Origin of the sequence: Dyadobacter crusticola DSM 16708, from assembly GCF_000701505.1 — a bacterium.
Taxonomy (GTDB): domain Bacteria; phylum Bacteroidota; class Bacteroidia; order Cytophagales; family Spirosomataceae; genus Dyadobacter; species Dyadobacter crusticola.
This window is the reverse complement of the sequence record NZ_JNJB01000001.1, coordinates 24,797-48,638: the sequence shown is the minus strand read 5'-3', so window position 1 is coordinate 48,638 and position 23,842 is coordinate 24,797. Positions and strand designations below refer to the sequence as shown.

Here is a 23,842-nt window from a genome sequence, read left to right as displayed (position 1 = left end):
TATTAAGTAACATTTACACAAAGTTAGATCTAATACTCCTGACATTTTTGTGGTTACCACCTGCTTGTGTAAGGTTGCATTGATTACGCTGCAGATTCGAGATTTTCAAAGTCCTTATGCTCCTAAATGTGGTTTTAGAAGCATCGTTTCGTTTACCGGGTTAGCCGTAAGTCTTTTATACAAAACCCTGCTCGCCGGGTTGCAGGCCATGCATCATGTACCAGATTATAAATCATAACGCAATGATAATTTCGATCCGCTAGCCATGGAATGATATTAGTTGGTTTGACAGTCATCATCAGCCGAGAAGCGGCTTAACCTGGTTCCATATGCCAATACTATTACTTGCCCTGACTGTTGCCAATTTTTTTACGATCGCTTTTTTAGGCCTTGAAGTTTACTTATGGCGACAATGGTATTTACATAAAGATGTGGTTGGCGATCACGACTATGCCCAAAGGTGTTTGATTGGAGCCCTGGCCCTGCTTGTCTTCCTGTCATTTGGGAAGAGCCTCATTCGCATTCTGTTCAGTAAGGGCGGCAAGGGGACGGAAGAGCCCGATGCAGAGCGTTTTGAAGATCAGATAAAGCTTTCCAGGCCGGATGGAAGCGTGATCAACATTGAGCAGGGAGGTGTTAAAGGCAATCAGACCATTGTTTTTATTCATGGCTGGAATTCCAACAGCATGCAGTGGTTTTATCAGAAAAAATACTTCAGCAGTAAGTATCACCTTGTGCTAATGGATCACCCCGGTCTGGGTAAGTCAAAACGCGCCCGAAACAAAGATTTTAGCCTGGAAAAGTTGGCGGCCGACTTGGATGCAGTCATCGATAAGTCCGGTGCGAAAGATCCGGTACTGTGGGGACATAGCATGGGCGGCATGACCATCCTGACCTTCTGTAAGCTTTACAAACATAAAATGGCCAACATCAAAGGGATTGTTTTGGAACATACCACTTTTACCAACCCTACCAGGACATCTATTCTAAGCAAATTATTGACGACTATACAAAACCCGGTACTGAAACCAATCTGTTGGATCATGATCATCTTTTCTCCATTACTGTGGCTGAGCAGATGGATCAGTTATTTTAACGGTAACTTGTTAATCATGACCAGGTTTTTGACGTTTGCAGGGACACAGACGGGCAAGCAACTGGACTTTGCCAGCAGGCTTGCAGCCATGGCGCCGCCGTCAGTTACTGGAAGAGGAGTTCTGGCTATGTTCGAATATGATGCTACTTCTGCTTTTAGTCAGATCGGAATACCTACCCTGATCATAGCGGCTAATAAGGACCGGCTGACCAAGCCGGAAGCAAGCATTAAAATGAACCAGGCGATATCTGGCTCGAAGCTGGTTACCTTAGCGCCGGCAGGGCACATGGGATTTGTAGAACGTCATGGGGAAGTAAATCAAGCAGTAAGCCAATTCATTATCGCAGAAGCTACGTGAACCATACGCCGCAAGAGATCCTGCTTCTGACGGATCATTAGTTTACAACAGGTATACAGATTGCTGGATTTAAGCGCTGACTGGCTGGTGAAGCAATATAGTTTCCAAGATACCACGGCTAAGCGGGCAGGATGATAGTGAACCGGCTGCCGATTCCTGGTTCAGAGTCAACAGAGATCAATCCACCATGGTTTGAGACCACTTTCTTACATATCGCAAGTCCAATCCCTGTCCCTTCGTAACTAGTGGCTGTATGAAGCCGTTGAAATACTGAAAATATCTGCTCGGCATATTTCTGTTCGAAGCCAATCCCGTTATCCCTGATTTCGATTTGAGCGTAAGATTTAAAAGCGTCAAGTTCTGGATAGTCAACAATCTGGTGGGCTGCCAACGGTTTTGATATTATGGAAATAACAGCCGCCTGGTCTGCTTTTGAAAATTTAAGTGCATTGTTAAGCAAATTATAAAAAAGCTGTCGCATTTGGGAAGGCGCTGCCGCCAGGACCGGGAGCTCAGAAACGTGTATGGAAGCCGCTTTTTCACTAATTACTAGCTCTAAATCCTCAATCACTTCGGCAACAACCTTTTTCAGGTCAACCATTTCAAACTCTTCGGTTTTGTCTAGATGGGCAAAGCTCAGGAGGTCGCGCAAAATCTGGGCCATCCGTGTGGCAGTGCCTATAACTTTGTCCAGGTATTTTAAAGCACTTTCATCAAGACTTTCCAGGCTTTGATCTCTGACCAGTTTAGCGAAAATGCTGATTTTGCGGAGTGGCTCTTGAAGGTCATGGCTGGCAACACGCGCATACTGTTCCAATTCGATGTTGCTTGCCAACAGTTGCTGAGTTCTTTGAGCAACCTTGTGTTCCAATGCTTGGGTCAATGAGACCTGGTCATGTATATCTGTTAAAGAGCCTGTCCATAGCTGGACCTGCCCATGCTGCTTATCCACTGCTACCAGTCGAAAAAGGTGCCATCGGTATTGGCCCGCCGCACTGCGGACCCGCGCAGTATCCTGAAAGCCCTGCCCGGTCCCATACCCTTGGCGCCATTTGACCTTTAAACGCCCTGCGTCCTCGGAATGGATGCACTCCAGCCAACCACTCCCGAGTGAAGCGGGTGCAGACTGGCCTGTGTAAGCATACCAGGTCTGAGTGAAGAAGTTAGCTTCTCCTTTAACATCAAGAGTCAACGCCATTTGCGGCAGGGATTCAAGAACAGTCCTTATTTTCCGTTGCTCGTCTTTTTGACTGCTTATATCCGAAATGAAAAGCATGATGTACTTGCCATTTCCTTCGTCAGCTGTTTGCGAAGCTGTCACCTCAATGGTTTGGCTCGGGCTTTCTAGTTCGACGGGCTCATTGGTTGGATTGTCAAGCACATCTTGTATTCTATCAAAAGCAAATCCTTGAAAGAGCGTCGGAAGCGTCATTATATTTAGATCCTTTTCCTCTGCCCTCAATATGTGCCTCGCCTTAGCGTTCAAAGCCTCGATTTTACTACTTTGAGGGTTGATAAGCACTACACCGAGTGGTGCCTGATCTAAAAAGCTACCCAAATGGACGCCCTTTACAGCAGCAAAAGGCTGTCTCACAACCAGGCTTTGCATAGAAAGGCCTATTTTGCGAAAGCTTCTTTTCTGCCTTGTCCGCAATGCTGCGTTTAGAACGACAGGGGTTAAATCCAGCGAGTTGGTGTAAGAAATAACAGTGGTATTGACTCCAACCTGGGCAGCGAACTGTATTGATTGCTTTACGCTACTAAATTGCGAAGGATCTGCAAGCAGGAGCACTGATAACAAAGGCTCAGAAGAGGATATCTTTTGCACCAACCGGACAGGCTGCGGCTCGGCAGGTCCTATAATGAGTACTTCTGCACGTGCAAGCTCAGTGCCAGTCTCTTCGTAGGCCGCCAAAAATATATCGCCGTTGGCACCAAGCTCACCTTTGATCGGCCCTTCGTACGTACCTAATCCGGTATAGATCACCAAGTCGGCCATTTGTCGTTATTCAGAGAGCAGCGGGAGCTCCAACAAGGAACGTCCTATCCAGGTATAAAGCAAGTCCGTAGTAGGCGACATCACATCAGCCGCCCTGGCGTCTCTTAAAAGAAGGCCCAGCCTGCCGTTTTGCTGATATCCAATCCCTCCTGCAATGGTCATGGCTTCATTCACAGTATCTACCGCACATTTTGCTACTTCTGCCTTTGCAGCAAGGATATTTAAAACAGCGTCTGCCGCACCACTGTCCCCGGCCATAGCGGCATGGTATATAAGTCGGCGCGTACTTTCCACTTTGGCCCATAAAGTTCCAAGGCGGTGCTGCAAGATCGAAACATGCGACAGGCTGCTGCCATTGTATGTGTAATATCTTGTAAGCAGAACGCTCTTAGCCTCCTGAATTGCACTTTCAGCAATGCCAAGATAAGTCCCGGCCATTGCCATCAAAAAATAAGGGGCCACTACATTGAATATATACCAAAGCTGATCTCCTTTTTCTCCAAGGATGTGCTTACTGGTAATATGAATGTTGTTTAAGTTTAATGCGATAGAAGAATTCCCTCTCATTCCCAGGCCGTCCCATTGTTTGCCCCACTGCATTCCCGGACTATTTTCATCCAGGACAGCGCATGAAAATTGCCCGGGACCAGCGTCGTCACTTGCAGCCATTGTTGATATTACATACGAATGCGCTTTACCTCCATTTGTTACAAATGACTTTGCGCCCGTAATTAGAAATTCGTCATTCGTAAGGGAAAGCAGCGCTGTTTGGGGAAAATAGAAATGAGAGCCAGTTCCTGGTTCGCTTAATGCCAATGTCGTCAGGTGCTTCCCTTCGGCAATCGGCCGCAGATAATTATCTTTTTGCCATGGTGTTGCCTTCGCAGCTATTACAGCAGTACCTACACAATGCATCCCGAAGCATAGGCCGGCAGAAGCATAGGCTTTTCCCAGTTCCTCACAAACGCGTGTCAATGCAAACAAGCCTTGCCCCATCCCTCCAAGCTCACTCGGAACGACCAACCCAGTAAGTCTGGATTGCATGAGGGCTTCAATTGTGTTTTGTACCCATGTCCCGTTCGCATCCGCAAGAGCTGCCTCATTTAAGGTCACTTCAAGGGCTATCTCACGGGCTTTGTTTATAACCGCATTTACATCCATTTGTAAGAGTTGTATTTCACTTGTCTCTGCAATTGTCAATCATCTTGTCCAGGCAAATGACCAACTCATCGAAGGAGTATGGTTTGACAATATAATCCTTGGCACCGCCAGCCAGACTTCTTGCTTTATAATCTGCACTATCCGAGGTGGAAAAAATTACTTTTGGTATTTGCTGGCACCTATCCTGAGCGTTCATCAGTTCAAGCGTTTGCAGACCATTGAGTACAGGCATGTTCATATCCAGAATAGTCATACAGGGCAATTGCTCATCAGTTAAACCACTAAGGTAGTCTAGCGCCTGCTGACCATTTTCTACCATTTTAACTGCGATATCGGCGTTAATGTGACCAAGTGCCAGCTGGATCATTTCCTGATCATCCTGATCATCCTCGGCAATTAGTATATGCATGAAAAATGTGGGCTGGTAATTGTAGCTGTAATTAACAAAAATTTTTCCAATTGCCGGTTGCAAGCTCTGATCCTTATGGCGCGATGGATTTAACACCTTCCGTGTTTTTAATTGAGGCGACACCCTCCCCATTTCAGCAAATTGCCAAACAGCATCAAATCTTAAAATGTTGGTAAATACCAATATGCGTGACCATTGTACATCCCAATTTTGCAACGTACTAAACAACAGTTACATGCAAACGCAATCTATCTTCAAAAAAGCAGCGCAGGGTTTTATTCTTGTATCTGCGCTTGCCCTGCTTTCAGTCAGCATCATGGCATTTGGCGATCCGCAATCGGTCATGGACCTGGTTCGTGTCAAGCTGACCAATACAGACGCATTCAGCTCTATCCGGGGTGTTTACGGAGGTGTAGGAATGAGTCTGTTTATCACGCTGATCTATTTGATGTTCCGTGACATTGTCGGCGGTTTGGCTTTTCTAAGCTTGTTGTGGGGCTTTTATGCATTGTCCCGAATCGTTACCATTATTTCAGAAGGCGACCTCGGTCCGTTTGGCCAGCAGTGGCTGGTTATTGAGTCGAGTTTGTTCTTACTGGCCGTACTACTATTGTGGGTTAACAGGAAAACGCTAACACATTCCGTGAATGATATCAAATGATAAGCGCCAATGGCTGCCGGTCTGAAATCCGTCGAAAGTCAAGGACGGGCAAAAAGGAATATGCAATCGGGAATTTAATGGCTTGTCACCAGTGAGAAAAAATGTTAAACTATAATTACTTGAATATGAAAATGAGTTTGATGGCGCTTGTACTTTTTTTAAGCTTGCTTTTGTCTTGTGCCAAGGATGGAGAAATCGGTCCACAGGGGCCGAAAGGTGATACGGGAGCCACTGGTCAAAATGGCCAGGACGGACAAGATGGTGCAGATGGTGCGCCAGGCACTCCGGGAGCTCCCGGTACATCAGCCAATGTCTGGACCTACATTTACAACAATCAGCGGATCAGCGCACAAACCGCTGGTCATTTGGATCCTGCAACCGGCAAATACATATTTTCCGGAGTAAAAAAATATGCTCCCGAAAACTATGAAAGAGTTCAAAATAGCGGTGTCGTCTTAGTCTATTTCAGGATGAGTGGCATTGGAACCTGGAAATTAGGCTCATATCAAATCAATGTGGGAAGTGAAGGTACAGGCAATAGCGGGGACGTACGCATGACATACGCTCAGGATCTTCAATCTCTAACTGTCCGGAGTGAATATGCAGCCTCAAAAGATAATGGCGCTGAAATGCAGCAGGCACAATTTGATTTGAAGATTATCCTGATAGAATCCAGTACAGTAAACATGTCTGCCCTGAGAAAAAGCGCACCCAACCTGGAAATCACTGCGGTCGAACAATACTTGAAAGCAGTGAAAATCAACTGAGTTTGCTCTGATAACGCCATGAAAACTTACCAGTCATTTTTTACGACAATCTTTCTTGTTCATATGTGGTGCTCATCAAGTGCTCAAATCGGCCCGTCGCGCAAAGCGTTGATGAACGTTATGCTATCCAATCAGCAACTATCTCAAATAGAAGTCAAAGAAATAACGATGGCCGCGGGGCAGGCAGCGCCCAGGCATAGCCATCCTTGCACAGTAGTGGGCTACGTGTCTTCCGGCCGGGTGTTGTTTCAAATTGAGGGCGAAGAGAAGCGGATCATAGAAGCAGGAGAAGCCTTTTACGAACCTAAAGACAAGGTGATCCTGCACTTTGATAATGGATCTTCGGAGCAGCCGCTGACATTCATTGCCTTCTACTTAAAGCAAGCTGACGAAGAGTTGGTGAAGATCATCAAGTAGGTCTTACTAGTTCGTTCCGCTACATGCCTCATTTGGCAGGCAGATAGTGTCACCTAAATACACAACCTACTCGGAATGGCATTGGTTGTGCATAAATAAGGTTACCTTAGAGGATGAAAATCAAAATATTAGCAAAAGAAGATCTCCCGCCGCCAAATTCTACATTGAAGTTCCGGATTAAAAATACAACCAACTGGCGCGTTGGTTTTACCGACAGCAAAGCCGGTGATTTTGTCCAAGAAGTAGGAGGAATTACTTATAGCTATTCCTGGAACCAGATTGACGAGTATTACTTGACTACGCCCATTTGATGATCAACTAACGGTATTTACCTGCCGTTCTGGACACGGATGTTTTATAGAAATGTCGTGTCACCTTTTACTTAGGGAAAACAAACTTTTCCGCATTGTAAAGAACCTCAAAATACAATGTGGAATTGTTCTCCCCTGATTCCCAGATATCAAAAACGGAACTCTCCATCTGTTTCGATGTGCGGGTCTTGCGCTTCCAGTTGTTCTTATCCATTATGACATATTCATCAGTTACAGAAATAACCTTGTACGCCTTCTCGGCACTGCTACCATCGCCGCTTGATTCAATTGCACGGATAAGAACGGCTGCCATCTCTCTTGTAAGTGTCTCTTTTTCAGGTTGTTTACTTTGCTTGTAGCAGAATCCCAGTCTCAACAACAAACCAAGATTGACCGGATTTTCCTTGAAGAGCTCTTCGCCTACGAGAATTGCTTTTTTCAAACGACCTTTCTCAACAAGCGGCGCGAACATCGTTATAGTCTTGAAATCTAAACTTTTATAATCTGGTGAGTAAAGATTGCCATAGTACAGGTAAATTCCTTTTTCCATGGAAAAGTACTGTGGCTGGCTGACAAACTCTGCAATCAGCTTTGGATAATGATATTGATGAGCTGTATCGTTGATCACAGTTTTGATGCGATTTATATCAACATCCTGCGCGTGACAAATCTTAAAAGTCACTATCAGCAAGGCCAGTAATTTTGCTTTCAGCATACAACTATTTTTTGGGTAAAAGTAAGGCAAATTCTAAACCGATTTACCTCTCTTTCGTCGCAAATAACCGGGGCTTCATTCTTTCTTCTTGAAATAGTACCGCATAACCGGCCAGTTCTTGTTCTCGTATGTCAAAAGCGAATTCAGGTAGGTCCAGCCATTGTTTTCCATGTGATTCAACAGCTGGGCAATGGAGCGAAACTCGATGGCCACATTGCTCGAATCCTTGATGATCCGCTGGTTCTTCGCATTGGTCCCATATTCCAGAAAAACGTCCAGCTTCGTCGACAGACCACGTTCCTCAACTTTCACTTCACAAATTTTGACCGCCGGCATTTTGTTAATGTTTGCTTCGCCGACGAATATCTGGGCCTGAAGTTGTTGGCAGGAAAGTAGAAGCGCAATCGTAAGTAGTTGTTTCAGAAATGTTTAAACTTATTTGTGGTAAAGATCCGGTTAAAGTATCGCAGCATTTAGTGCCATTTCATTATAATATACAGAGCGAAAACTTTACTATGATATTAGTCGCTCACACATTTCGCAGCAGGCTTTTATTTTTGGTAAAATGCATTTGTCAAAATCCAGAACCGGCTTTTTTTCGTAAACTTGGGATCGACAGTTTGACTGTGTGTACGGGCAGGTTCAATGCCGCACATTCCGTTGATAGCAAAGGTTGGTTCAAATAAAGAGATTAAGTTTGCACTAATGCGGCGACTTGTACCTGCCGATAGAATTTTTTAATCAAATAAGCAGCAGCATTTCGCAGGTAAAGTGATGAGTGATCCAACTTCCAGTAAGGCAATTTTCATAGCGGACGACGACAGTGACGACAGGTTTTTTATTAAACATGCCATTGTTTCGTCAAAAATAAATGCAGAGCTCATCGAGGCCGAGGACGGACTGTATCTTATTGAGCTGCTTAAAAATACTGCATTAGAAGTATCTCTGATCATCGTCGATATGAACATGCCGAAGATGAATGGAATAGAGACAGTTTCACACGTTCAGAAGCTTCCCGCTGCAAATGGAGCTCCGATTGTGATCATGTCGACTTCGCCGAGTGAGCAGCTTGCCAGCGACGCGGAACGCGCAGGCGTGGCCGCTGTTTACAAAAAACCTGATTCCATTGAAGAATTTGAGCAGCTCATTCAACAACTTCAAAGAAAATATCTACTTTAAGCTACTAAACACTCCCATCAACAGGCATAATGAGTCTTGATCCCACCAAAATAACCGCACATAAGTTGCCGAAAGCACCGACCGGCATCAATGGTCTTGACCAGATCACATTAGGTGGGTTCCCCAAAGGAAGACCTACGCTGATCTGCGGCGGGGCCGGATCCGGAAAAACATTGATGGCAATGGAGTTTCTGGTGCACGGTGCGCAGAAATTCAATGAGCCGGGTGTTTTTGTAGCTTTCGAAGAGAAATCCGAAGAACTGGCGCAGAACGTCATCTCTCTTGGATACGACCTCAAACAACTGGAACAGGATAGGCTGATCAAAATAGATCATGTGCATGTAGAGCGGCATGAAATCGAGGAAACCGGCGAGTACAACCTGGAAGGACTTTTTATAAGACTCGGCTACGCAATCGACAGCATCGGCGCAAAAAGGATCGTCTTGGATACACTGGAAAGTCTTTTCTCGGGACTGGGTAACCAGGCGATATTGCGGGCCGAACTTAGGAGATTGTTTCAATGGCTCAAAGAAAAGCAGGTGACCGCGGTGATCACCGGAGAGCAGGGCGACGCAAACCTGACGCGGCAGGGATTAGAAGAGTATGTGTCTGATTGCGTGATCTTGCTTGATCACCGCATTGAAAATAAGGTATCTACCCGCATTCTGCGCATTGTTAAATACCGGGGTACCGTACACGGTACAAATGAATACCCTTTCCTGATTGACGAAGAAGGTATTTCTGTGCTGCCGGTTACTTCTCTCATGCTTAACAATGATGTTTCTTCCAATAGAATATCCTCCGGCATACCTACGCTGGATAAAATGCTGGGCGGCACCGGATTTTACGAAGGAAGCAGCATTCTGGTATCTGGAACAGCGGGTACCGGCAAGACGAGTATTGCGGCCAATTTTGCAAATCAGGCCTGCAAAGATGGACTGAGGTGTATTTTCTTTGCATTCGAGGAGTCGCCACAGCAAATCATCCGGAACATGCGCTCTATTAACATGGATTTGCAAAAACATGTGGATGATGGGCTGCTTTATTTCAAGGCATCGCGCCCAACGCTCAATGGTCTTGAACTGCATTTGCTTGCGATGACGAAGATGATAGAAGAGGTGAAGCCTCAGGTCATTGTCATGGACCCGATCACGAATCTTATCACAGTTGGCTCTACGAGCGAGGTAAAAAGCCTGCTGATCAGGCTCATTGATTACTTGCAGTCTAAACAAATAACGGTGATGTTTACGGCCCTGGCGCTGAAAGATAACCGGTCGGAGCAATCTGACGAGGGAATTTCTTCTTTGGTGGATACCTGGCTGCTGGTGCGGGATATTGAATCGAATGGAGAGCGGAACAGGGGAATGTATGTGATGAAATCACGCGGTACAAGGCATTCTAATCAGGTCAGGGAATTTTTGATATCGGACACGGGCATCCAGTTAGTGGATGTATTTCTTGGGCCGGGCGGCGTACTGACTGGCTCCGCGAGGGAAGAGCAACAGTTGCTTGAAAAAACAGGTATCGCCCTGCGTGATCACGCTGTTACGAGAAAGGATCGTGAAATTGAGCGGAAGAAACTTGTACTTGAATCAAAAATTGCCTCCCTTAGGGAAGAATTTGAGTCGATTCAGGAAGAACTAAACAAGACTTATATTGAAGAAGAGCTTAAAAAAAATATCCTCGATGAAAACCGACAAGAGCTCACTCAAAAAAGAGATAAGTAATGATTTCTGATCAAGTGAATACAGAACCCACGGAAGGAGTTTGGGAGCTAAGACTTTACATTGCCGGCCAGACACCCAGATCTGTGGCGGCACTTACCAATTTGAAAAAGTACTGCGAAGAACACCTGAAAGGTAAATACACCATAGAAGTCGTCGATTTGCTCCAACATCCGCAACTGGCGGAAGGTGACCAGATTCTCGCGATTCCTACCCTGGTCAAAAAAGTGCCTGAACCGATCCGTAAGATCATCGGGGACTTGTCGAATGAAGAAAAAGTGCTTGTTGGTCTGGATATTCGTTCGACTGGCAAGCAACAATGAGCGAAAACCAATCGAATATACCGGAAACAGGGGACGAAAGCATTGAACCGTATGTGCTGCGGCTCTATGTTGCAGGTGCATCGCCCAATTCTACGCGGGCAATCGTCAACACCCGGGAAATATGTGACCGGTACCTCAAAGGAAATTACAGCTTGCAGATCATTGATGTGTATCAGGACAAATCACTCGCTTCGCAGCAGCAACTGCTGGCGCTACCTCTGCTTGTAAAAATCAGTCCTTATCCTGAAAGGAAATTCATCGGGGATATGTCCGATACGGCAAAATTATTACACGGCCTCGGACTATCTCCGGAAAGCAATGGATAACAGGAAAACATACGAGGAGCTCCTCGCAGAAGTGCAGCAGCTTTCCAGGCAACTGCAGGAATCAAATGACACGATCCATGCGATCAGAACTGGCCAGGTTGATGCCATTATCGTGAACGATCCCGAGGCAGGCGACCAGCTTTACACATTGAAGTCAGCCGACCATACCTACCGGATTTTCATAGAAAAAATGAACGAAGGCGCGGTTACGCTCAACCGGGAAGGGACTGTGCTGTACTGTAATTCCATGTTTGCCGAAATGGTGGGAATGCCTCTGTCTAGTGTCGTGGGTTCCTCATTGCATGTATTTATCGCAGCAGATTTTCAGGAAGCTTTTGAAAATCTCATCAGCAACGGGTGGAAAGAGGATACCAAAATGGAACTCTGCATTCAGCAAAATGATAAAAGCATTCCGTGCCAGTTATCCGTTGCCACGCTTGACCTCGATGGGCGCGAATCACTCAGCGTGATCGTAACCGATCTTTCCTTTCAAAAGCATACACAAAAACAGCTGAAAGAAAATTATAAAAGGCTGGAAGAAACGAATGCGCAACTGGAAGCAAGTAATCACGACCTACAACAATTTGCTTCCGTAGCTTCGCACGATTTGCAGGAACCACTGCGTAAAATCCTTATTTTCTCCAATCTGCTCGCGACTACTTACGGGAAAGAAGCCAACCCGGAAGCAAAACAATATCTCGAAAAGATCTCGGCGTCTTCGTTGCGAATGCGGAATATGGTCAATGATATCCTCAAATATTCACGGCTTTCCAGTGCCCAGATTAATCCGGAGCTATTTGAGCTGCGGGAGTTGATCAGGGAAATTGAGGATGATTATGAGATTTTGATTGAAGAAAAAAAGGTTAGGCTGGTAGTCGGAGAACTGCCGGCTATTGAAGGTAACCGGGCCCAGATCAAGCAGGTTTTTCAAAATCTGATCAGTAACTCCATCAAATTTGCCAACCCTGCCGCAACGCCGGTCATTAAAATAAGCGCCACTTCGGAAATAAATAGTAGCACTCCCGACCAAGCCGAAATACCTGTTTGCTGCATAGTTGTTGAGGATAATGGGATTGGATTTGATATGCAGTACCAGGAGAAGATATTCTCTCTTTTTGAGCGACTTAACACCAAAGAGAGCTACGAAGGATCAGGTATCGGGTTATCAGTGACAAAGAAAATCATCGAAAAGCACGGCGGCCAGATTTCAGCAGAAAGCAAAGAAGGGGCAGGCGCCAGGTTTACTATTGTGCTGCCTCAGCGGCAGAGTTCTTAGGTTCGTTTCTCATTCGTATTCACTTCCTTTAAAATCCTATCCTAGTCGTGCCATAGGCAACTACTTTCTTGTGGTACATCCGACTGCTAAGGATACATTTCATTCCATTACTCCGCATTCAAACGCATTTGTACGGGTAAGTAACAAAAACGTCAGTCAACAAAACTGCATAAAAGCTCACCCCGCAGGCTATTTTCACTTAATATTGCAGGGACTTTATATTAGACGAATTTATCATGGCAGAAAACATATTCGATTTTGGAATGATCGGGTTGGGCGTTATGGGCCGCAACTTCTTGCTGAATATGGCCGACCACGGCTTCTCGGTTATCGGTTTTGACAAAGATGCGGTGAAAAACTCCGCGCTGGAAGGAGCTGCTACGCCCGGAACTACTGTAAAAGGTGTTTCAGAGCTTGCAGAAATGATCAGCCTTTTGAAGCGCCCGCGCAATGTAATGATGCTCGTGCCTGCTGGCCAGCCTGTGGACGATGTGATAGCTTCTTTGCTGCCTCTGCTTGAAAAAGGAGATGTGATTATCGACGGAGGAAATTCGCATTACACCGATACACTCCGCCGCGTGAAATACCTGCGTGAAAAAGAGATCCACTTCATGGGAATCGGGGTTTCCGGTGGTGAAGAGGGCGCACGCCGCGGACCAAGTATTATGCCGGGTGGTGATTTGCTGGCGTATGAGAACGTAAGGCCGATGCTCGAAGCAGTAGCAGCGAAAGTGGATGGTACTCCCTGCGTAGCTTATCTTGGGAAAGAAGGCGCGGGGCATTATGTCAAAATGGTGCATAACGGTATAGAATACGCCATTATGCAGCTGATCAGTGAATCCTATGCTATTCTTAAAGCAGCCGGTTTGAGCAACCAGAAGATCCAGGAGACTTTTAAAACCTGGAATGAAGGCAAGCTTAAATCATTCCTCGTTGAAATCACTGCTGATATTTTCCTGCAAAAAGACGATAAGACTGACGCTTACCTGGTAGATGTGATCTCTGACAAAGCGGGTTCAAAAGGAACCGGTAAGTGGACTTCGCAAGATTCGATGGAGCTTCCTGTAGCAGTGCCGGTGATCGATACCGCAGTAGCAATGCGTACTTTGTCGGGTTATAAAGATGAGCGTGTGCAGGCAGCTGCGTTATACAGCCAGTCGGCAGCGGTGGAACTACCCGAGCAGGAATTGGTTGACCTGGTTTACGATGCCTTGTATTTTGCTACTATCCTGAGCTACGCACAGGGATTGGCGATGTTGTTCCAGGCTTCGAAAGACCTGCAAATGGATATCCCGCTTCCTGAGGTTGTAAGTGTGTGGCGCGGCGGTTGCATTATCCGCTCCTCGTTGCTGCCGGTATTTGTAGATGCTTACAAGCAGAACCCGGAATTGTCCAATATATTACTGAACCAAGAGGTCGCTGCACTCGTTAAGTCAGCAGAAGGTAAGACGCGTGAATTGATTGCGTATGCGGTGAAAGCGGGTATTCCGGCGGCAGGTCTGATGTCAGCGCTGGGCTACTTCGATGCATATAAATCTGAACGGATGCCGACCAACTTAATCCAGGCACAACGCGACTATTTCGGCGCGCACACTTACCAACGTATCGATATCCCCGGTACTTTTCATACAGAGTGGGGTCAACAATAAAATCGAAGTTTTATGCAAAGCAATAAACGTCCTCCTGCCTCGGTACTCTTCATTTTCGGCGGAAGCGGAGATTTGAATTACAGGAAGTTAACTCCGGCACTTTACAATTTGTTTCTGGACAACTGGATGCCGGATCAGTTCGCGATCGCGGGAATCGGAAGAAGTCCGTATACAAACGAAGCTTATCACGCGCATTTGCTGGATGGTGTAACCAAGTTTTCCCGCAGGAAAGGAAAGCAGAATGGTCACTGGACGGAATTCAGTCAGCATGTTTCGTATCTGCAAATGGACGGCGACGATGCCGCCGCTTACCACAAGATCACGGACCTGGTAAAGCAGAAAGAAGAAGAATGGGGTGTTCATCCCAATGTAATTTTCTACCTGGCAGTCGCTCCGCAGCTTGTACCATCAATCGCACAGAAGCTTGGCGCGTTGAAAATTTGCTCTGAGAAAAGTACAACAAGGATTGTAGTTGAAAAGCCATTTGGTCACGACCTGGCAAGTGCACACGAGCTGAATATCTTGCTTTCTGAAATGTTCGCTGAGGAACAGATTTTCAGGATTGACCATTATCTGGGAAAAGAAACCGTTCAGAATATCCTCGCATTGCGTTTTGCGAATGCATTGTTCGAGCCGATCTGGAACCGCAATTACATTGACCACATACAAATTACCGCCGCCGAAAGTGTGGGCCTTGAAGGCCGCGGCGGGTATTTTGAGCATGCAGGTGCATTGCGTGATATGGTGCAAAACCACATCCTGCAAATCATGTGTATGATTGCGATGGAACCGCCCGTTTCATTTGACGCAAACGAAATCCGTAACAAAAAAGTAGATGTACTGAATGCGATCCGACGGATTACGAAGGAGCAGGTACACGACTACGCTGTCCGCGGACAATATTCCGGCGGCTGGAAAAAAGGTGAGAGGGTAGTAGGGTACCGTGAAGAGCACGGGGTTAACCCGCAATCCAATATCGATACCTTTGCCGCTGCCAAATTTTACATTGATAACTGGCGCTGGCAGGGAGTACCATTCTACGTAAGGACTGGTAAGTACCTCAACCAAAAAGCCACGCATATTACGCTGCAGTTCAAGCCTGCGCCGCACTATGCATTTCCTTCGGAAGCAGCAGAGACCTGGCGTGCCAACCGGCTGACCATCAGTATCCAGCCCAATATGGATATCAGCATTCGTTTCCAGTCTAAACGCCCGGGACAAACGATGACGCTTGATCCTGTTGACATGACATTCGACTACGACACTGTTGCAGGAGAGCATTTGCCCGAAGCTTATGAAACCTTGCTTTTGGATGTAATGGAAGGCGATGCAACATTGTTTATGCGGAATGATCAGGTAGACGCAGCATGGAAAGTGATTATGCCGATTCTGGAAACCTGGGAGGCAAGATTGCCTCAGGATTTCCCGAATTACGCACCAGATTCGTGGGGGCCCGATGAAGCGGACGCATTGATTGCACGCGACGGCCACACCTGGATAAACCTTCCACCTGTACCCTGATATATGGAAATCCACATTGCAAAAGACGGGAAGCAACTCAGCGAGCAGCTTGCTTCCTGGCTTGTAACTTACATCAGGGAGGTACTTTCCACGAAGCCGCATTTCGCATTCGTTCTTTCGGGAGGAAGTACTCCAAAGCAGCTTTATTCACTGCTTGCACAATCGCCGTACAAAGAGCAGATCCCCTGGGAGGATATCCTGTTTTTCTGGGGAGACGAGCGTGCTGTTCCGTTTAAGGATTCGCGAAATAACGCCAGAATGTGCTTTGATGAACTGCTGAACAAGGTTCCGGTAAAGAAAGAAAATATATTCGTTATGCGGACAGATATGTCGCCGGAGGAATCCGCCGCCGACTATGAGTATATTCTGCGAACGCACTTTGAAGGAGAGGAAACAACTTTCGATTTCGTGTTATTGGGAATGGGCGACGATGGACATACCCTGTCACTGTTCCCCGGGACCGACGTAGTACTTGAAGAGAAACGCTGGGCTACTTCGTTTTTCCTTCCTGCACAGGACATGTACCGCATTACGCTCACAGCCCCGATTGTCAACCAGGCAGCCGCGGTTGCTTTTCTGGCAGTTGGAGAAGGTAAGGCGCAGACCTTGCAGCATGTTTTGCAAGGAGAAAGGAACATTGATCTGTACCCTTCCCAGATTATTCAGCCGAAGGGACAATTGCATTGGTTTGTAGATGAGCCTGCTGCGGCATTACTTTCCAGATAGAACCTGATTTTAGATAGAGATGAAAGGCGACCTGACAGACAGGTCGCCTTTTTTATGTGGCAAAATCTTGCGTTTAAAATCTCTGCAAACCATTGGATAAAAATAATCCGTCGTATGGAAGCCGCAACCGTATTTTTAGTCCAACAAACCTCAACCAAACTATGCAACATCTCCTGAAAGTGCTAGCGGCGATCATCGTGATTACGTACTCGCTGCGCCTCGTCAATGCACAAAATGATCTCCTGGTTTTCAGCGGTCTGGCCGTAATCCTGGCGGCGCTTTACTATGTTTTTCAGGAGCTTGATCACATTCTCGAACAACTTAAATCTAAACTATAATCAAGATGAGAAGGAACATTATCATTGGCTTAATCGGATTTATTCTGCTGACGATTATTATTACGGTACAACCTTTCAGTTTCGAGAATATAGACGCGGGCAATGTCGGTATCCGCATTAATCTATACGGAACTGACAAGGGAGTTGACAATATCACAATGGTAACCGGGCGCGTGTGGTACAATGCGTGGACTACTAAGATCATCGAATTTCCCACTTACACGCAGAGTGTCGATTACGATTCATTTGTGATCACGACCAAAGATGCGGCGGAATTCAAGGTAGATCCGAAGCTGAATTATCACATTAACCCCGACAAAGTACCGCAGATATACCGCCAATACAGGCGGCCGTTAGCTGAAATCCAGCAGGGATTTATGAAAAACACCATTTATGATGCCTACCGGATTGTGGCCAATTCATTCACTTCCGACAGCGTGATGTCAAACCGGGAAGTTTTTGAAGACCGGGTACAAAACGTTTTAACAAAAACCCTAGGCAAAGACGGCTTCATCTACGATCAGCTGACTTCTGCTATCACACCGCCACCTTCACTGCGGCAAATGATCGATGAGAAAAATACGTCTATACAGGCGAGGCTGAAAGCGGAAAACCAGGCGAAACAGGCAGAAGCAGAGGCAAAAGTAATTATTGCGCGGGCGGAAGGTCAGGCAAAAGCAACATTAATCAAAGCCAGGGCGGAAGCGGAAGCAAACCAGCTGCGCCAAAAAACACTGACGCCGCTGCTGATCCAGCAGGAGTGGGTGTCCAAATGGAACGGTGTGCTGCCGACCACGAATGCAGGCGGCAGTACGAGTTTGATGCTGGGTGTTAAGTAGTTATTAATTTGCATCCATTTCCTAACCATTCAAGGAAATGGATGCATTAATGTATTAAAGAGCGGATTTGTTGATCAGGCTACCTGGCAAACTAATATGTGCCGAGCTATCGAGCTTCATTTCCAGCGATTTAATAACATTCTTTTCAATGTTAAAAGTGCTGCTTTGCTTTACCTGCGCACCCGCCTTTCCTATTTCATTTGTAGAATCAATCTTAGTCAAACCGGCTCCTTTCAAATCCAGCTGCAAATGCTCAATCTTATTCGCGGAAAATAGAATAGCTCCGTCGGTTTGGTTAATCACCAAATGATCAGACTTCCAATCAGTAACTTTACAAATCACATCGCGTGATTCAATGCCTGCCAAATTGGGCGCAGTGATATAAAAGGAGGGAATTGCGCGTAACGCATATTCCGTGGGCATATTTTCTTTCGCCCAGTCGCGGTGGTAAGTGAAAACAATGGTATCCGCTGACATTTTCCATGTCAGATATTTCGGGTCGGCAATGGTTCTTAGCTCGTGGTTTTTGGCAGGCCGGATTTGTGTTACACCAAATGCTAGCCCTTCCAATATGATGTATTTAAAGGCAGGCAATGCTTCGTTGCGATAGCCTGCAAGCGGATCGGTCTTATCGATTTTATCATATTCGGCTTTCAAAACAAAGTTGGCGCCCACAGTCACAAGCAAAATGAGAACGAGCAGACATGTAATTAGAATATTGCTAGGTTTCATAATCGGATTCTATTTTGTAATAGGAAAGTTTTCGGCGATGAATTTGTCATAACGTGCACCCAGCTCTTCTAAACTGATATCAAGTATATAAAGGGTGCGAAAAATATCCGGCAGTTCGATTTCAAGAAACCGTTCTTTCCGGTAAGCCAGGATCCTGACACGCGCATTTTCGTCTGCCGAATACCCGATCCCTCTTTTATTGTAAATAATTTCTTTGTTCTGGAGAAAATCATATGTGCGCATGACCGTGTTAGGGTTTACTTCGAGCATAGCGGCCAGATCTCGCACAGAAGGTATTCGCTCGCCTGGCGGCCATTTGCCCAGCAGGATCTGCTCGCACAGGAAGTCGGCTATTTGAAGATATATCGCCTGTTTATCTTTAAATTCCATTGGATAGTCGTTTAAATTTCCTTTTCACGAAGCCGGAGAAAAGTTGCAATCCAGAGTACAAGCACAATGAATGCGGGAAAGCATTGAATAAGGAGCGAGAATGGAGAGGGAAAGTCCAGATTATAATAACTTGCTGGCTTTGCTCCCGGTCCGCTCGTCACCGCGTGCGTCCAAACCTGCCATCCCGTAATTGGAAATGTAACTACTTTGGCAGGGTAACCCGTAAAATAATTGGCTAGACACAACTGGATAAGCGCGGTTACCAAAAACACACCGATCAAAACCGACGCAGTTTTCACATAGGATGTTTTTTCAAAATACAGGGAACCGAGGAACACAGCTCCGTGAATAATAAAGTAGTAAAGGATTGAGTACCGCAGCACCATTTTAGGTAAAGTATGGTATTTGCGCGCGCCCGCTGCAATGTTTGTATTGGCATATTCCATTGTCCCCGAATGCAGCTTATAAAAGAGAAAAACAAATGGAATGATGAAAATTAAATTCAGCAGTAACGACGTGAAAAACTTTTCGGCGGCAGAGGCAGGAACCATAACGGCAGCTATCCCGGTAGAAGGTGGTCCGTACTGGCTGAATGCAGAGCTGGTATACAAGCTTGATCCGAAAAGCACAATCATGAAAAGCGCAAGTATTTGTAACAGCTCCTTAACAGTACTGTATTCGGTGGAAAGTCCCACAGGCACCATTAGAAGTAGCAGCAAAACGAGCAGGAGAGAAGCTATAAAAAGGTAATTTCTGCCTTTTTCAGCAATTTCTAATTGTACCATAAGTACAAACCGGTGGAGGTCAAAAGTCTGATTCATTTTGTTAAAGAGTTTCCAAGGCTAATAGTTGAATATTTTCTGAATGCGTCCGGGATTTTCCATTACCGCATTGAACAGCTGTTCCAGATCTACGCGGCTTTCTTCTTGCTCCGAATTCTCGAAAACCGCTTTATAGCCTCGTAGTGAGGGCTCTGAGTAGATCACCCTGTCATCATAAGCCACATTGGAAAGTGTGCCAAAACAAAGTCGCTCGGTAACCACGTCCAGGCTGTGTTTAAGCAAAATCTGGCTGTCTTCCAGAATGATAATGGAATCGATCAAGTTGTCCAGATCACGTACCTGGTGTGTGGAAATAAGGATCAGCCGGTCTTTGTTAAGGGCGCTGGAAACGAGTTTACGAAATTGACTTTTGGAGGGAATATCAAGTCCGTTTGTGGGTTCATCCATGATTAGCACGCGGGTATTGGCTGACAATGCAAATGCGATCAGAAACTTCTTTTTCTGGCCAAAAGACATTCCCGTAAGCTTATTATTTTTTGGCAGGTCCATTTCTGAAATATGCTCGCGAAACCGGTGTTCATCGAACTTTGGATAAAACGGTGCAAGCATTTGCAGGTACTTTTCCATGGTCACAGCAGGCAGGTAAATTTCCTCCGGAATAAAGAAAACATCTTGCAAAAAAGCAGGTAACCGTTTTCTGGGCTCATATCCAGCCACTTTGATCTTTCCCTCCAATGGAAAAAGCAGCCCGACCATATTGCGGAGCAAACTTGATTTGCCCGCTCCGTTCTTGCCCAGCAACCCGTAAATGTGTCCGGGTAAAAGCTCCATACTCAGGTTCTCGAACAGTTTGTTCTTTTTACTATAACCAAATGAAACTCGGTCCAGCTCGATCATATTATAGTTGTTTAGTGTTCTAGTAATATAGTACACTGTAAAAGTATAGATCTGTTTTGATTTCACAATACCTGGCTGGAAATATCTTTAATGTAAAGAACAGGTTAGCTGTTCCTGAGCAGCTTCTGGTAATCTTCCTGTGTGTCGATGTCGACTTTGCCGAGGGGAAACGACAGGGGGTGAACTTCGCTGCGGTGGGCTAATAGCAACTTTTTTGCGCCTTCGCTGCCTTTTAGCTGCAGCAGCTGGTCGAAATATTTGGTAGTGAATAAAACAGGAGTGCCGATGGTATCTTCATAAGAGGCAGCTACAATGGTTGCGCCTGCTTCGGCTTTGTCGATGAGACTTTGCAGGATTCCGGCAGTAACAAAAGGCTGGTCGCTTACCGCAAGTATGCAGCCGGCGATATCCGGTAATTTTTCTTTCGCCAAAGTAATACCCTTCACAATGGACGATGCCATTCCTTCTGACCAATGCGGATTGAATACGACCTGACAGGAGAGCCCGGCAAGTTGATTTTCAATCAATGCAGCTGAGGAACCTGTGACAACGATTACTTGCCCGCCCGCAACTTCCATGGCAACTTCGGCAACGTGGCGTATGAGGGTTTTGTTTTGAAATGTCAGCAGCTGCTTAGGTTCGCCCAACCTGGAAGAGTTGCCTGCTGCCAGGATAACAACCGCATACGCGTTTTGCGCTTTTTTCATTACTGATGCGCAGTTTGGATCGCACAGAGAAATTCATCCTTTTCCTCCTTGCTGTATTCCATTGTTTTCTGCGCACGATTGTGGATCGGCTCTATCTTTTCTCTCAGCGAATTACCCGTTTTTTCGTTCAGCACAGCCTTGATTTCTGCAAGAACCGACAATGCAATTTCTTCTGAGGTCTCTGCACCGATATCCATTCCAACCGGACCGTAAATCCGGGACTTCTGTGATTCAGTGACTTCGATACCTTCTTTCAAAAGCTCATCAAACATCCGGTTCAGCTTCTTTTTCGGCCCGAGCGCACCTATGTACCTGAACTGATCTCTTAACAGGAGGGATTTCAAAAGCGCCAGATCGTAGTTGTAATTGTGCGTCATGAGCAGAAAGAATGTCCTGTTATCCGTAGGTATGTGGTTCAAAAGTTCTTCTGCTTTGCTGACGATCACCCGGTTTGCTTTTGGAAACCGCTGCCGGGTCGCGTGGCCCGTCCGGCCATCGGCGACGGTAATATCCCAGCCCAGCACAGCCGCCATATCGACCAGCGGAATGGTATCATTGCCAGCACCGGCGATGATCAGAGCGGGTGGGGGATTGAAGTATTCTACAAATCCGGTGACTTCCTGTTTTTGCAGCGTGAAATTTTTAAAGAAAGAGTCGCCAAGCTGATATGCATTCCCTGATTCTTCCATCAGAACCGTGGATGCGAGCAGGTCTTCACAGTTATTGAAGATCAGATTGTCATCTTGCAAATGCAAAAAACAGGTACCAGGCTGTACTCCGTTCCGGGCATTCAGTGAGAACAATGTAATGGCGACTGCGTGCTGTCTTTTTGCCAAAACCCTTTTTAATAACTCAACCGGATTGTCGGGCTGCGTGGGTTGAATGGGTTCGAACAGAATGTGAACTATGCCGTTGCATCCCAGCTGCACGCCCAGTGTTGTGTCATTTTCGTCTGTCGTATCGTAGGTAACCAGCTTATTTTTCTGTTGTGAAATGGCGAGGAGCGCTTTTCTGAGCGCATCTCCTTCAAGGCAGCCGCCGCTGATCGCGCCGGTAAGCTGTCCGTCGTCGGTCACGAGCATGCGTGCGCCCGGGCGTCGGTACGATGAACCTTCCACGTGCACGACAGTGGCCAGAGCCATTTTCTTGCCGGTGGCAATCGCCTGGTCGTATGATTTGATGATTTCACTGATCTCTTTCACCGCGGTGCGCTTTTACAATTGTCGATAATACCTTAACACTATGCGCAACGTGCTCCTCTGTCGAAAATCGGCCGAAACTGAAACGGAAGGAATTATGGATCGCTTCGTCCGATAGCCCCATTGCCTGCAATACGTAGCTGGGCTGTAATGTAGCCGAGGAACAAGCCGAGCTGCGGGAGAATGCAACGTCGCTTCCCGCTTCAAATATCAGCCTTTCGCCGTCAATTCCTTCAAATGCAATATTGGTGGTATGCGGGAGCCGGGAGTCCGTATTTCCATTGATGGTAATGCGGCCTGTTGCGGTAAGTTCCGTCTCAAACCGGTCGCGCAGCTTCGCCAGCCGGGTTGATTCCGTGTTCATTTCTTCCATGGACAGCTCACAAGCTTTCCCGAAGCCCACAATCGCGGGTACATTCAGGGTGCCGCTGCGCATGTTGCGCTCGTGACCGCCGCCGTCAATCTGGGCTGTGAGCATCACCGCCGGATTCTTTTTTCGGACGTACAATGCGCCAACTCCCTTCGGTCCGTACAACTTGTGGGCACTGAAAGCCAGCAAGTCGATACCGTCTTCCTGAACGTTCACCGGGACTTTGCCCACCGCCTGCGTGGCGTCTGTGAGCAGGAGTACCTGGTGTTGCTTCGCGATCGCCGCAATTTCACGGATCGGGTGCACGACGCCCGTTTCATTATTGGCATACATCACGCAGATCATGACGGTACTTGCGGTGATTGACTTTTGTAACAATTGCAGATCGATGGTACCGTCGCCCGCAACGGGTAAGTACGTAACCTGCACTGCATTGTTCTCCACGTGCCGGCAGGTATCCAACACCGCCTTATGTTCGGTTGAAACAGTAATAATGTGCTGATGCGGCCGCTCATCTGCTTCCAGTACTCCTTTAATTGCGAGGTTAACTGCTTCCGTAGCGCCAGAGGTGAACACTATTTCATTGGGATGAGCGCTAATCAATGCGGCTACCTGCTCACGTGCAATATCAACAGCTTCTTCCGCTTCCCAGCCGTATGAATGCGTTCTGCTGGCTGCATTGCCGAATTTCTCGCAAAAATAGGGCAGCATTTCTTCCAGAACCCGCGGGTCCATGGGAGTAGTAGCATTGTTATCGAGGTAAACGGGCAGCTTCACGGCCATAGTTTTCTTTGATCAGGAACCAGATATTTCCTGTTTAACCAAAATAAACAAAAAAGCGTCTCATTTTATGAACAAGATGACTTCCTTAACTTCAATAAGAGGCGGATTGAGGTATGCGGCACAACAATGAAACTATTTATTTATTTTTGCGTTAAACTCTACAACTTTGGTAGATTATCATTGTTCC

The 23,842-nt window shown here is 46.4% G+C and carries 27 protein-coding genes; 15 read left to right on the top strand and 12 right to left on the bottom strand.

The annotated features are described in order from the left end of the window. Positions 1-329 precede the first annotated feature (329 nt). Complete coding sequence (locus Q369_RS0100275) at positions 330-1,454, top strand: alpha/beta fold hydrolase (protein ID WP_031525477.1); 1,125 nt, start codon at positions 330-332, stop codon at positions 1,452-1,454. A gap of 118 nt (positions 1,455-1,572) precedes the next feature. On the opposite strand, the gene Q369_RS28165 is transcribed toward Q369_RS0100275, so the two are convergent. Genes Q369_RS28165 through Q369_RS0100260 form a run of 3 tightly spaced genes read right to left on the bottom strand, consistent with a single transcriptional unit; the run spans position 1,573 to position 5,206 of the window. Then, positions 1,573-3,453, bottom strand: coding sequence for a PAS domain-containing sensor histidine kinase (locus Q369_RS28165; protein WP_051663849.1), 1,881 nt, complete (start codon positions 3,451-3,453; stop codon positions 1,573-1,575). A gap of 6 nt (positions 3,454-3,459) precedes the next feature. Then, a complete protein-coding gene (locus Q369_RS0100265) occupies positions 3,460-4,614 on the bottom strand; it encodes an acyl-CoA dehydrogenase family protein (protein ID WP_031525474.1) in 1,155 nt (384 codons plus the stop codon). 16 nt (positions 4,615-4,630) lie between these two features. Further along, the gene (locus Q369_RS0100260; RefSeq protein ID WP_157487992.1) at positions 4,631-5,206 is read right to left on the bottom strand and encodes a response regulator; all 576 of its coding nucleotides are present in this window, start codon (positions 5,204-5,206) and stop codon (positions 4,631-4,633) included. Positions 5,207-5,258: 52 nt separating this feature from the next. Between Q369_RS0100260 and Q369_RS0100255 the strand changes: the two genes are divergently transcribed. The 4 genes from Q369_RS0100255 to Q369_RS0100240 all read left to right on the top strand — a co-directional run bounded on the left by Q369_RS0100255 (position 5,259) and on the right by Q369_RS0100240 (position 7,179). Continuing rightward, positions 5,259-5,684: a DUF4345 domain-containing protein gene (locus tag Q369_RS0100255; protein ID WP_031525470.1), complete on the top strand. Its 426-nt coding sequence runs from the start codon at positions 5,259-5,261 to the stop codon at positions 5,682-5,684. A gap of 125 nt (positions 5,685-5,809) precedes the next feature. Beyond that, on the top strand, positions 5,810-6,451 hold the full coding sequence (locus tag Q369_RS29630) for a collagen-like triple helix repeat-containing protein (protein WP_157487990.1): 642 nt from the start codon (positions 5,810-5,812) through the stop codon (positions 6,449-6,451). A gap of 111 nt (positions 6,452-6,562) precedes the next feature. Then, complete coding sequence (locus Q369_RS0100245; protein WP_205624295.1) at positions 6,563-6,868, top strand: cupin domain-containing protein; 306 nt, start codon at positions 6,563-6,565, stop codon at positions 6,866-6,868. Positions 6,869-6,981: 113 nt separating this feature from the next. After that, positions 6,982-7,179 (top strand): hypothetical protein, encoded by a 198-nt coding sequence (locus tag Q369_RS0100240; RefSeq protein WP_031525465.1) that lies wholly within the window; start codon positions 6,982-6,984, stop codon positions 7,177-7,179. Positions 7,180-7,246: 67 nt separating this feature from the next. On the opposite strand, the gene Q369_RS0100235 is transcribed toward Q369_RS0100240, so the two are convergent. Beyond that, entirely contained in the window at positions 7,247-7,894 is a 648-nt protein-coding gene (locus Q369_RS0100235; protein WP_031525463.1) for a DUF4919 domain-containing protein, read from the bottom strand. A gap of 75 nt (positions 7,895-7,969) precedes the next feature. Beyond that, positions 7,970-8,206: a hypothetical protein gene (locus tag Q369_RS0100230; protein ID WP_157487988.1), complete on the bottom strand. Its 237-nt coding sequence runs from the start codon at positions 8,204-8,206 to the stop codon at positions 7,970-7,972. A gap of 462 nt (positions 8,207-8,668) precedes the next feature. Here Q369_RS0100230 and Q369_RS0100220 point away from each other — a divergent pair, with 462 nt between their 5' ends. The 10 genes from Q369_RS0100220 to Q369_RS0100175 all read left to right on the top strand — a co-directional run bounded on the left by Q369_RS0100220 (position 8,669) and on the right by Q369_RS0100175 (position 17,795). After that, complete coding sequence (locus tag Q369_RS0100220; RefSeq protein WP_031525458.1) at positions 8,669-9,073, top strand: response regulator; 405 nt, start codon at positions 8,669-8,671, stop codon at positions 9,071-9,073. A gap of 29 nt (positions 9,074-9,102) precedes the next feature. Next, on the top strand, positions 9,103-10,800 hold the full coding sequence (gene kaiC / locus Q369_RS0100215; protein WP_031525456.1) for a circadian clock protein KaiC: 1,698 nt from the start codon (positions 9,103-9,105) through the stop codon (positions 10,798-10,800). Continuing rightward, positions 10,800-11,120 carry a circadian clock KaiB family protein gene (locus Q369_RS0100210; RefSeq protein WP_031525455.1) on the top strand — a complete coding sequence of 107 codons (321 nt, stop codon included), beginning with the start codon at positions 10,800-10,802 and terminating at the stop codon, positions 11,118-11,120. Before kaiC ends, Q369_RS0100210 begins: the two co-directional genes overlap by 1 nt. After that, positions 11,117-11,446 carry a circadian clock KaiB family protein gene (locus Q369_RS0100205; protein ID WP_031525453.1) on the top strand — a complete coding sequence of 110 codons (330 nt, stop codon included), beginning with the start codon at positions 11,117-11,119 and terminating at the stop codon, positions 11,444-11,446. Before Q369_RS0100210 ends, Q369_RS0100205 begins: the two co-directional genes overlap by 4 nt. Then, positions 11,439-12,722: an ATP-binding protein gene (locus Q369_RS0100200; protein ID WP_031525452.1), complete on the top strand. Its 1,284-nt coding sequence runs from the start codon at positions 11,439-11,441 to the stop codon at positions 12,720-12,722. The genes Q369_RS0100205 and Q369_RS0100200 overlap by 8 nt, the downstream gene beginning before the upstream one ends. A 236-nt stretch (positions 12,723-12,958) precedes the next feature. Further along, positions 12,959-14,371, top strand: coding sequence for an NADP-dependent phosphogluconate dehydrogenase (gene gnd, locus Q369_RS0100195; RefSeq protein ID WP_031525450.1), 1,413 nt, complete (start codon positions 12,959-12,961; stop codon positions 14,369-14,371). Between the two features lie 12 nt (positions 14,372-14,383). Continuing rightward, positions 14,384-15,892: a glucose-6-phosphate dehydrogenase gene (gene zwf / locus Q369_RS0100190; protein WP_031525449.1), complete on the top strand. Its 1,509-nt coding sequence runs from the start codon at positions 14,384-14,386 to the stop codon at positions 15,890-15,892. 3 nt (positions 15,893-15,895) lie between these two features. Continuing rightward, entirely contained in the window at positions 15,896-16,618 is a 723-nt protein-coding gene (gene pgl, locus Q369_RS0100185) for a 6-phosphogluconolactonase (protein ID WP_031525448.1), read from the top strand. 161 nt (positions 16,619-16,779) lie between these two features. Next, positions 16,780-16,956 carry a hypothetical protein gene (locus Q369_RS29225; protein ID WP_169739225.1) on the top strand — a complete coding sequence of 59 codons (177 nt, stop codon included), beginning with the start codon at positions 16,780-16,782 and terminating at the stop codon, positions 16,954-16,956. 5 nt (positions 16,957-16,961) lie between these two features. After that, on the top strand, positions 16,962-17,795 hold the full coding sequence (locus Q369_RS0100175; protein WP_031525447.1) for an SPFH domain-containing protein: 834 nt from the start codon (positions 16,962-16,964) through the stop codon (positions 17,793-17,795). Between the two features lie 54 nt (positions 17,796-17,849). Here the strand turns inward: Q369_RS0100175 and Q369_RS0100170 are convergent, their stop codons facing one another. The 7 genes from Q369_RS0100170 to Q369_RS0100140 form a co-directional block, all read right to left on the bottom strand. Then, the gene (locus tag Q369_RS0100170; protein WP_031525445.1) at positions 17,850-18,527 is read right to left on the bottom strand and encodes a hypothetical protein; all 678 of its coding nucleotides are present in this window, start codon (positions 18,525-18,527) and stop codon (positions 17,850-17,852) included. 9 nt (positions 18,528-18,536) lie between these two features. Then, entirely contained in the window at positions 18,537-18,917 is a 381-nt protein-coding gene (locus Q369_RS0100165; protein ID WP_031525443.1) for a GntR family transcriptional regulator, read from the bottom strand. A gap of 11 nt (positions 18,918-18,928) precedes the next feature. Continuing rightward, the gene (locus Q369_RS0100160; RefSeq protein ID WP_157487986.1) at positions 18,929-19,702 is read right to left on the bottom strand and encodes a hypothetical protein; all 774 of its coding nucleotides are present in this window, start codon (positions 19,700-19,702) and stop codon (positions 18,929-18,931) included. A 57-nt stretch (positions 19,703-19,759) separates the two neighbouring features. Continuing rightward, a complete protein-coding gene (locus tag Q369_RS0100155) occupies positions 19,760-20,596 on the bottom strand; it encodes an ABC transporter ATP-binding protein (protein ID WP_031525440.1) in 837 nt (278 codons plus the stop codon). A gap of 104 nt (positions 20,597-20,700) precedes the next feature. After that, positions 20,701-21,303 (bottom strand): nucleotidyltransferase family protein, encoded by a 603-nt coding sequence (locus tag Q369_RS0100150; RefSeq protein WP_031525438.1) that lies wholly within the window; start codon positions 21,301-21,303, stop codon positions 20,701-20,703. Further along, on the bottom strand, positions 21,303-22,505 hold the full coding sequence (locus tag Q369_RS0100145; protein WP_031525437.1) for an XdhC family protein: 1,203 nt from the start codon (positions 22,503-22,505) through the stop codon (positions 21,303-21,305). Before Q369_RS0100145 ends, Q369_RS0100150 begins: the two co-directional genes overlap by 1 nt. Beyond that, on the bottom strand, positions 22,489-23,649 hold the full coding sequence (locus Q369_RS0100140; RefSeq protein WP_031525435.1) for a cysteine desulfurase family protein: 1,161 nt from the start codon (positions 23,647-23,649) through the stop codon (positions 22,489-22,491). The genes Q369_RS0100145 and Q369_RS0100140 overlap by 17 nt, the downstream gene beginning before the upstream one ends. Positions 23,650-23,842 lie beyond the last annotated feature (193 nt).

Excerpts from the sequence above, each read along its gene's own strand:
- zwf (WP_031525449.1), top strand. The coding sequence starts at position 14,384 with ATGCAAAGCAATAAACGTCCTCCTGCCTCGGTACTCTTCATTTTCGGC.
- Q369_RS0100220 (WP_031525458.1), top strand. The coding sequence starts at position 8,669 with ATGAGTGATCCAACTTCCAGTAAGGCAATTTTCATAGCGGACGACGAC.
- Q369_RS0100235 (WP_031525463.1), bottom strand. The coding sequence starts at position 7,894 with ATGCTGAAAGCAAAATTACTGGCCTTGCTGATAGTGACTTTTAAGATT.
- Q369_RS0100240 (WP_031525465.1), top strand. The coding sequence starts at position 6,982 with ATGAAAATCAAAATATTAGCAAAAGAAGATCTCCCGCCGCCAAATTCT.
- Q369_RS0100155 (WP_031525440.1), bottom strand. The coding sequence starts at position 20,596 with ATGATCGAGCTGGACCGAGTTTCATTTGGTTATAGTAAAAAGAACAAA.
- Q369_RS0100205 (WP_031525453.1), top strand. The coding sequence starts at position 11,117 with ATGAGCGAAAACCAATCGAATATACCGGAAACAGGGGACGAAAGCATT.
- Q369_RS0100275 (WP_031525477.1), top strand. The coding sequence starts at position 330 with ATGCCAATACTATTACTTGCCCTGACTGTTGCCAATTTTTTTACGATC.
- Q369_RS0100210 (WP_031525455.1), top strand. The coding sequence starts at position 10,800 with ATGATTTCTGATCAAGTGAATACAGAACCCACGGAAGGAGTTTGGGAG.
- Q369_RS28165 (WP_051663849.1), bottom strand. The coding sequence starts at position 3,453 with ATGGCCGACTTGGTGATCTATACCGGATTAGGTACGTACGAAGGGCCG.
- Q369_RS0100175 (WP_031525447.1), top strand. The coding sequence starts at position 16,962 with ATGAGAAGGAACATTATCATTGGCTTAATCGGATTTATTCTGCTGACG.
- Q369_RS29630 (WP_157487990.1), top strand. The coding sequence starts at position 5,810 with ATGAAAATGAGTTTGATGGCGCTTGTACTTTTTTTAAGCTTGCTTTTG.
- Q369_RS0100255 (WP_031525470.1), top strand. The coding sequence starts at position 5,259 with ATGCAAACGCAATCTATCTTCAAAAAAGCAGCGCAGGGTTTTATTCTT.
- Q369_RS0100200 (WP_031525452.1), top strand. The coding sequence starts at position 11,439 with ATGGATAACAGGAAAACATACGAGGAGCTCCTCGCAGAAGTGCAGCAG.
- Q369_RS0100265 (WP_031525474.1), bottom strand. The coding sequence starts at position 4,614 with ATGGATGTAAATGCGGTTATAAACAAAGCCCGTGAGATAGCCCTTGAA.
- gnd (WP_031525450.1), top strand. The coding sequence starts at position 12,959 with ATGGCAGAAAACATATTCGATTTTGGAATGATCGGGTTGGGCGTTATG.
- Q369_RS0100160 (WP_157487986.1), bottom strand. The coding sequence starts at position 19,702 with ATGGTACAATTAGAAATTGCTGAAAAAGGCAGAAATTACCTTTTTATA.
- Q369_RS0100165 (WP_031525443.1), bottom strand. The coding sequence starts at position 18,917 with ATGGAATTTAAAGATAAACAGGCGATATATCTTCAAATAGCCGACTTC.
- Q369_RS0100170 (WP_031525445.1), bottom strand. The coding sequence starts at position 18,527 with ATGAAACCTAGCAATATTCTAATTACATGTCTGCTCGTTCTCATTTTG.
- Q369_RS29225 (WP_169739225.1), top strand. The coding sequence starts at position 16,780 with ATGCAACATCTCCTGAAAGTGCTAGCGGCGATCATCGTGATTACGTAC.
- pgl (WP_031525448.1), top strand. The coding sequence starts at position 15,896 with ATGGAAATCCACATTGCAAAAGACGGGAAGCAACTCAGCGAGCAGCTT.
- kaiC (WP_031525456.1), top strand. The coding sequence starts at position 9,103 with ATGAGTCTTGATCCCACCAAAATAACCGCACATAAGTTGCCGAAAGCA.
- Q369_RS0100150 (WP_031525438.1), bottom strand. The coding sequence starts at position 21,303 with ATGAAAAAAGCGCAAAACGCGTATGCGGTTGTTATCCTGGCAGCAGGC.
- Q369_RS0100245 (WP_205624295.1), top strand. The coding sequence starts at position 6,563 with ATGAACGTTATGCTATCCAATCAGCAACTATCTCAAATAGAAGTCAAA.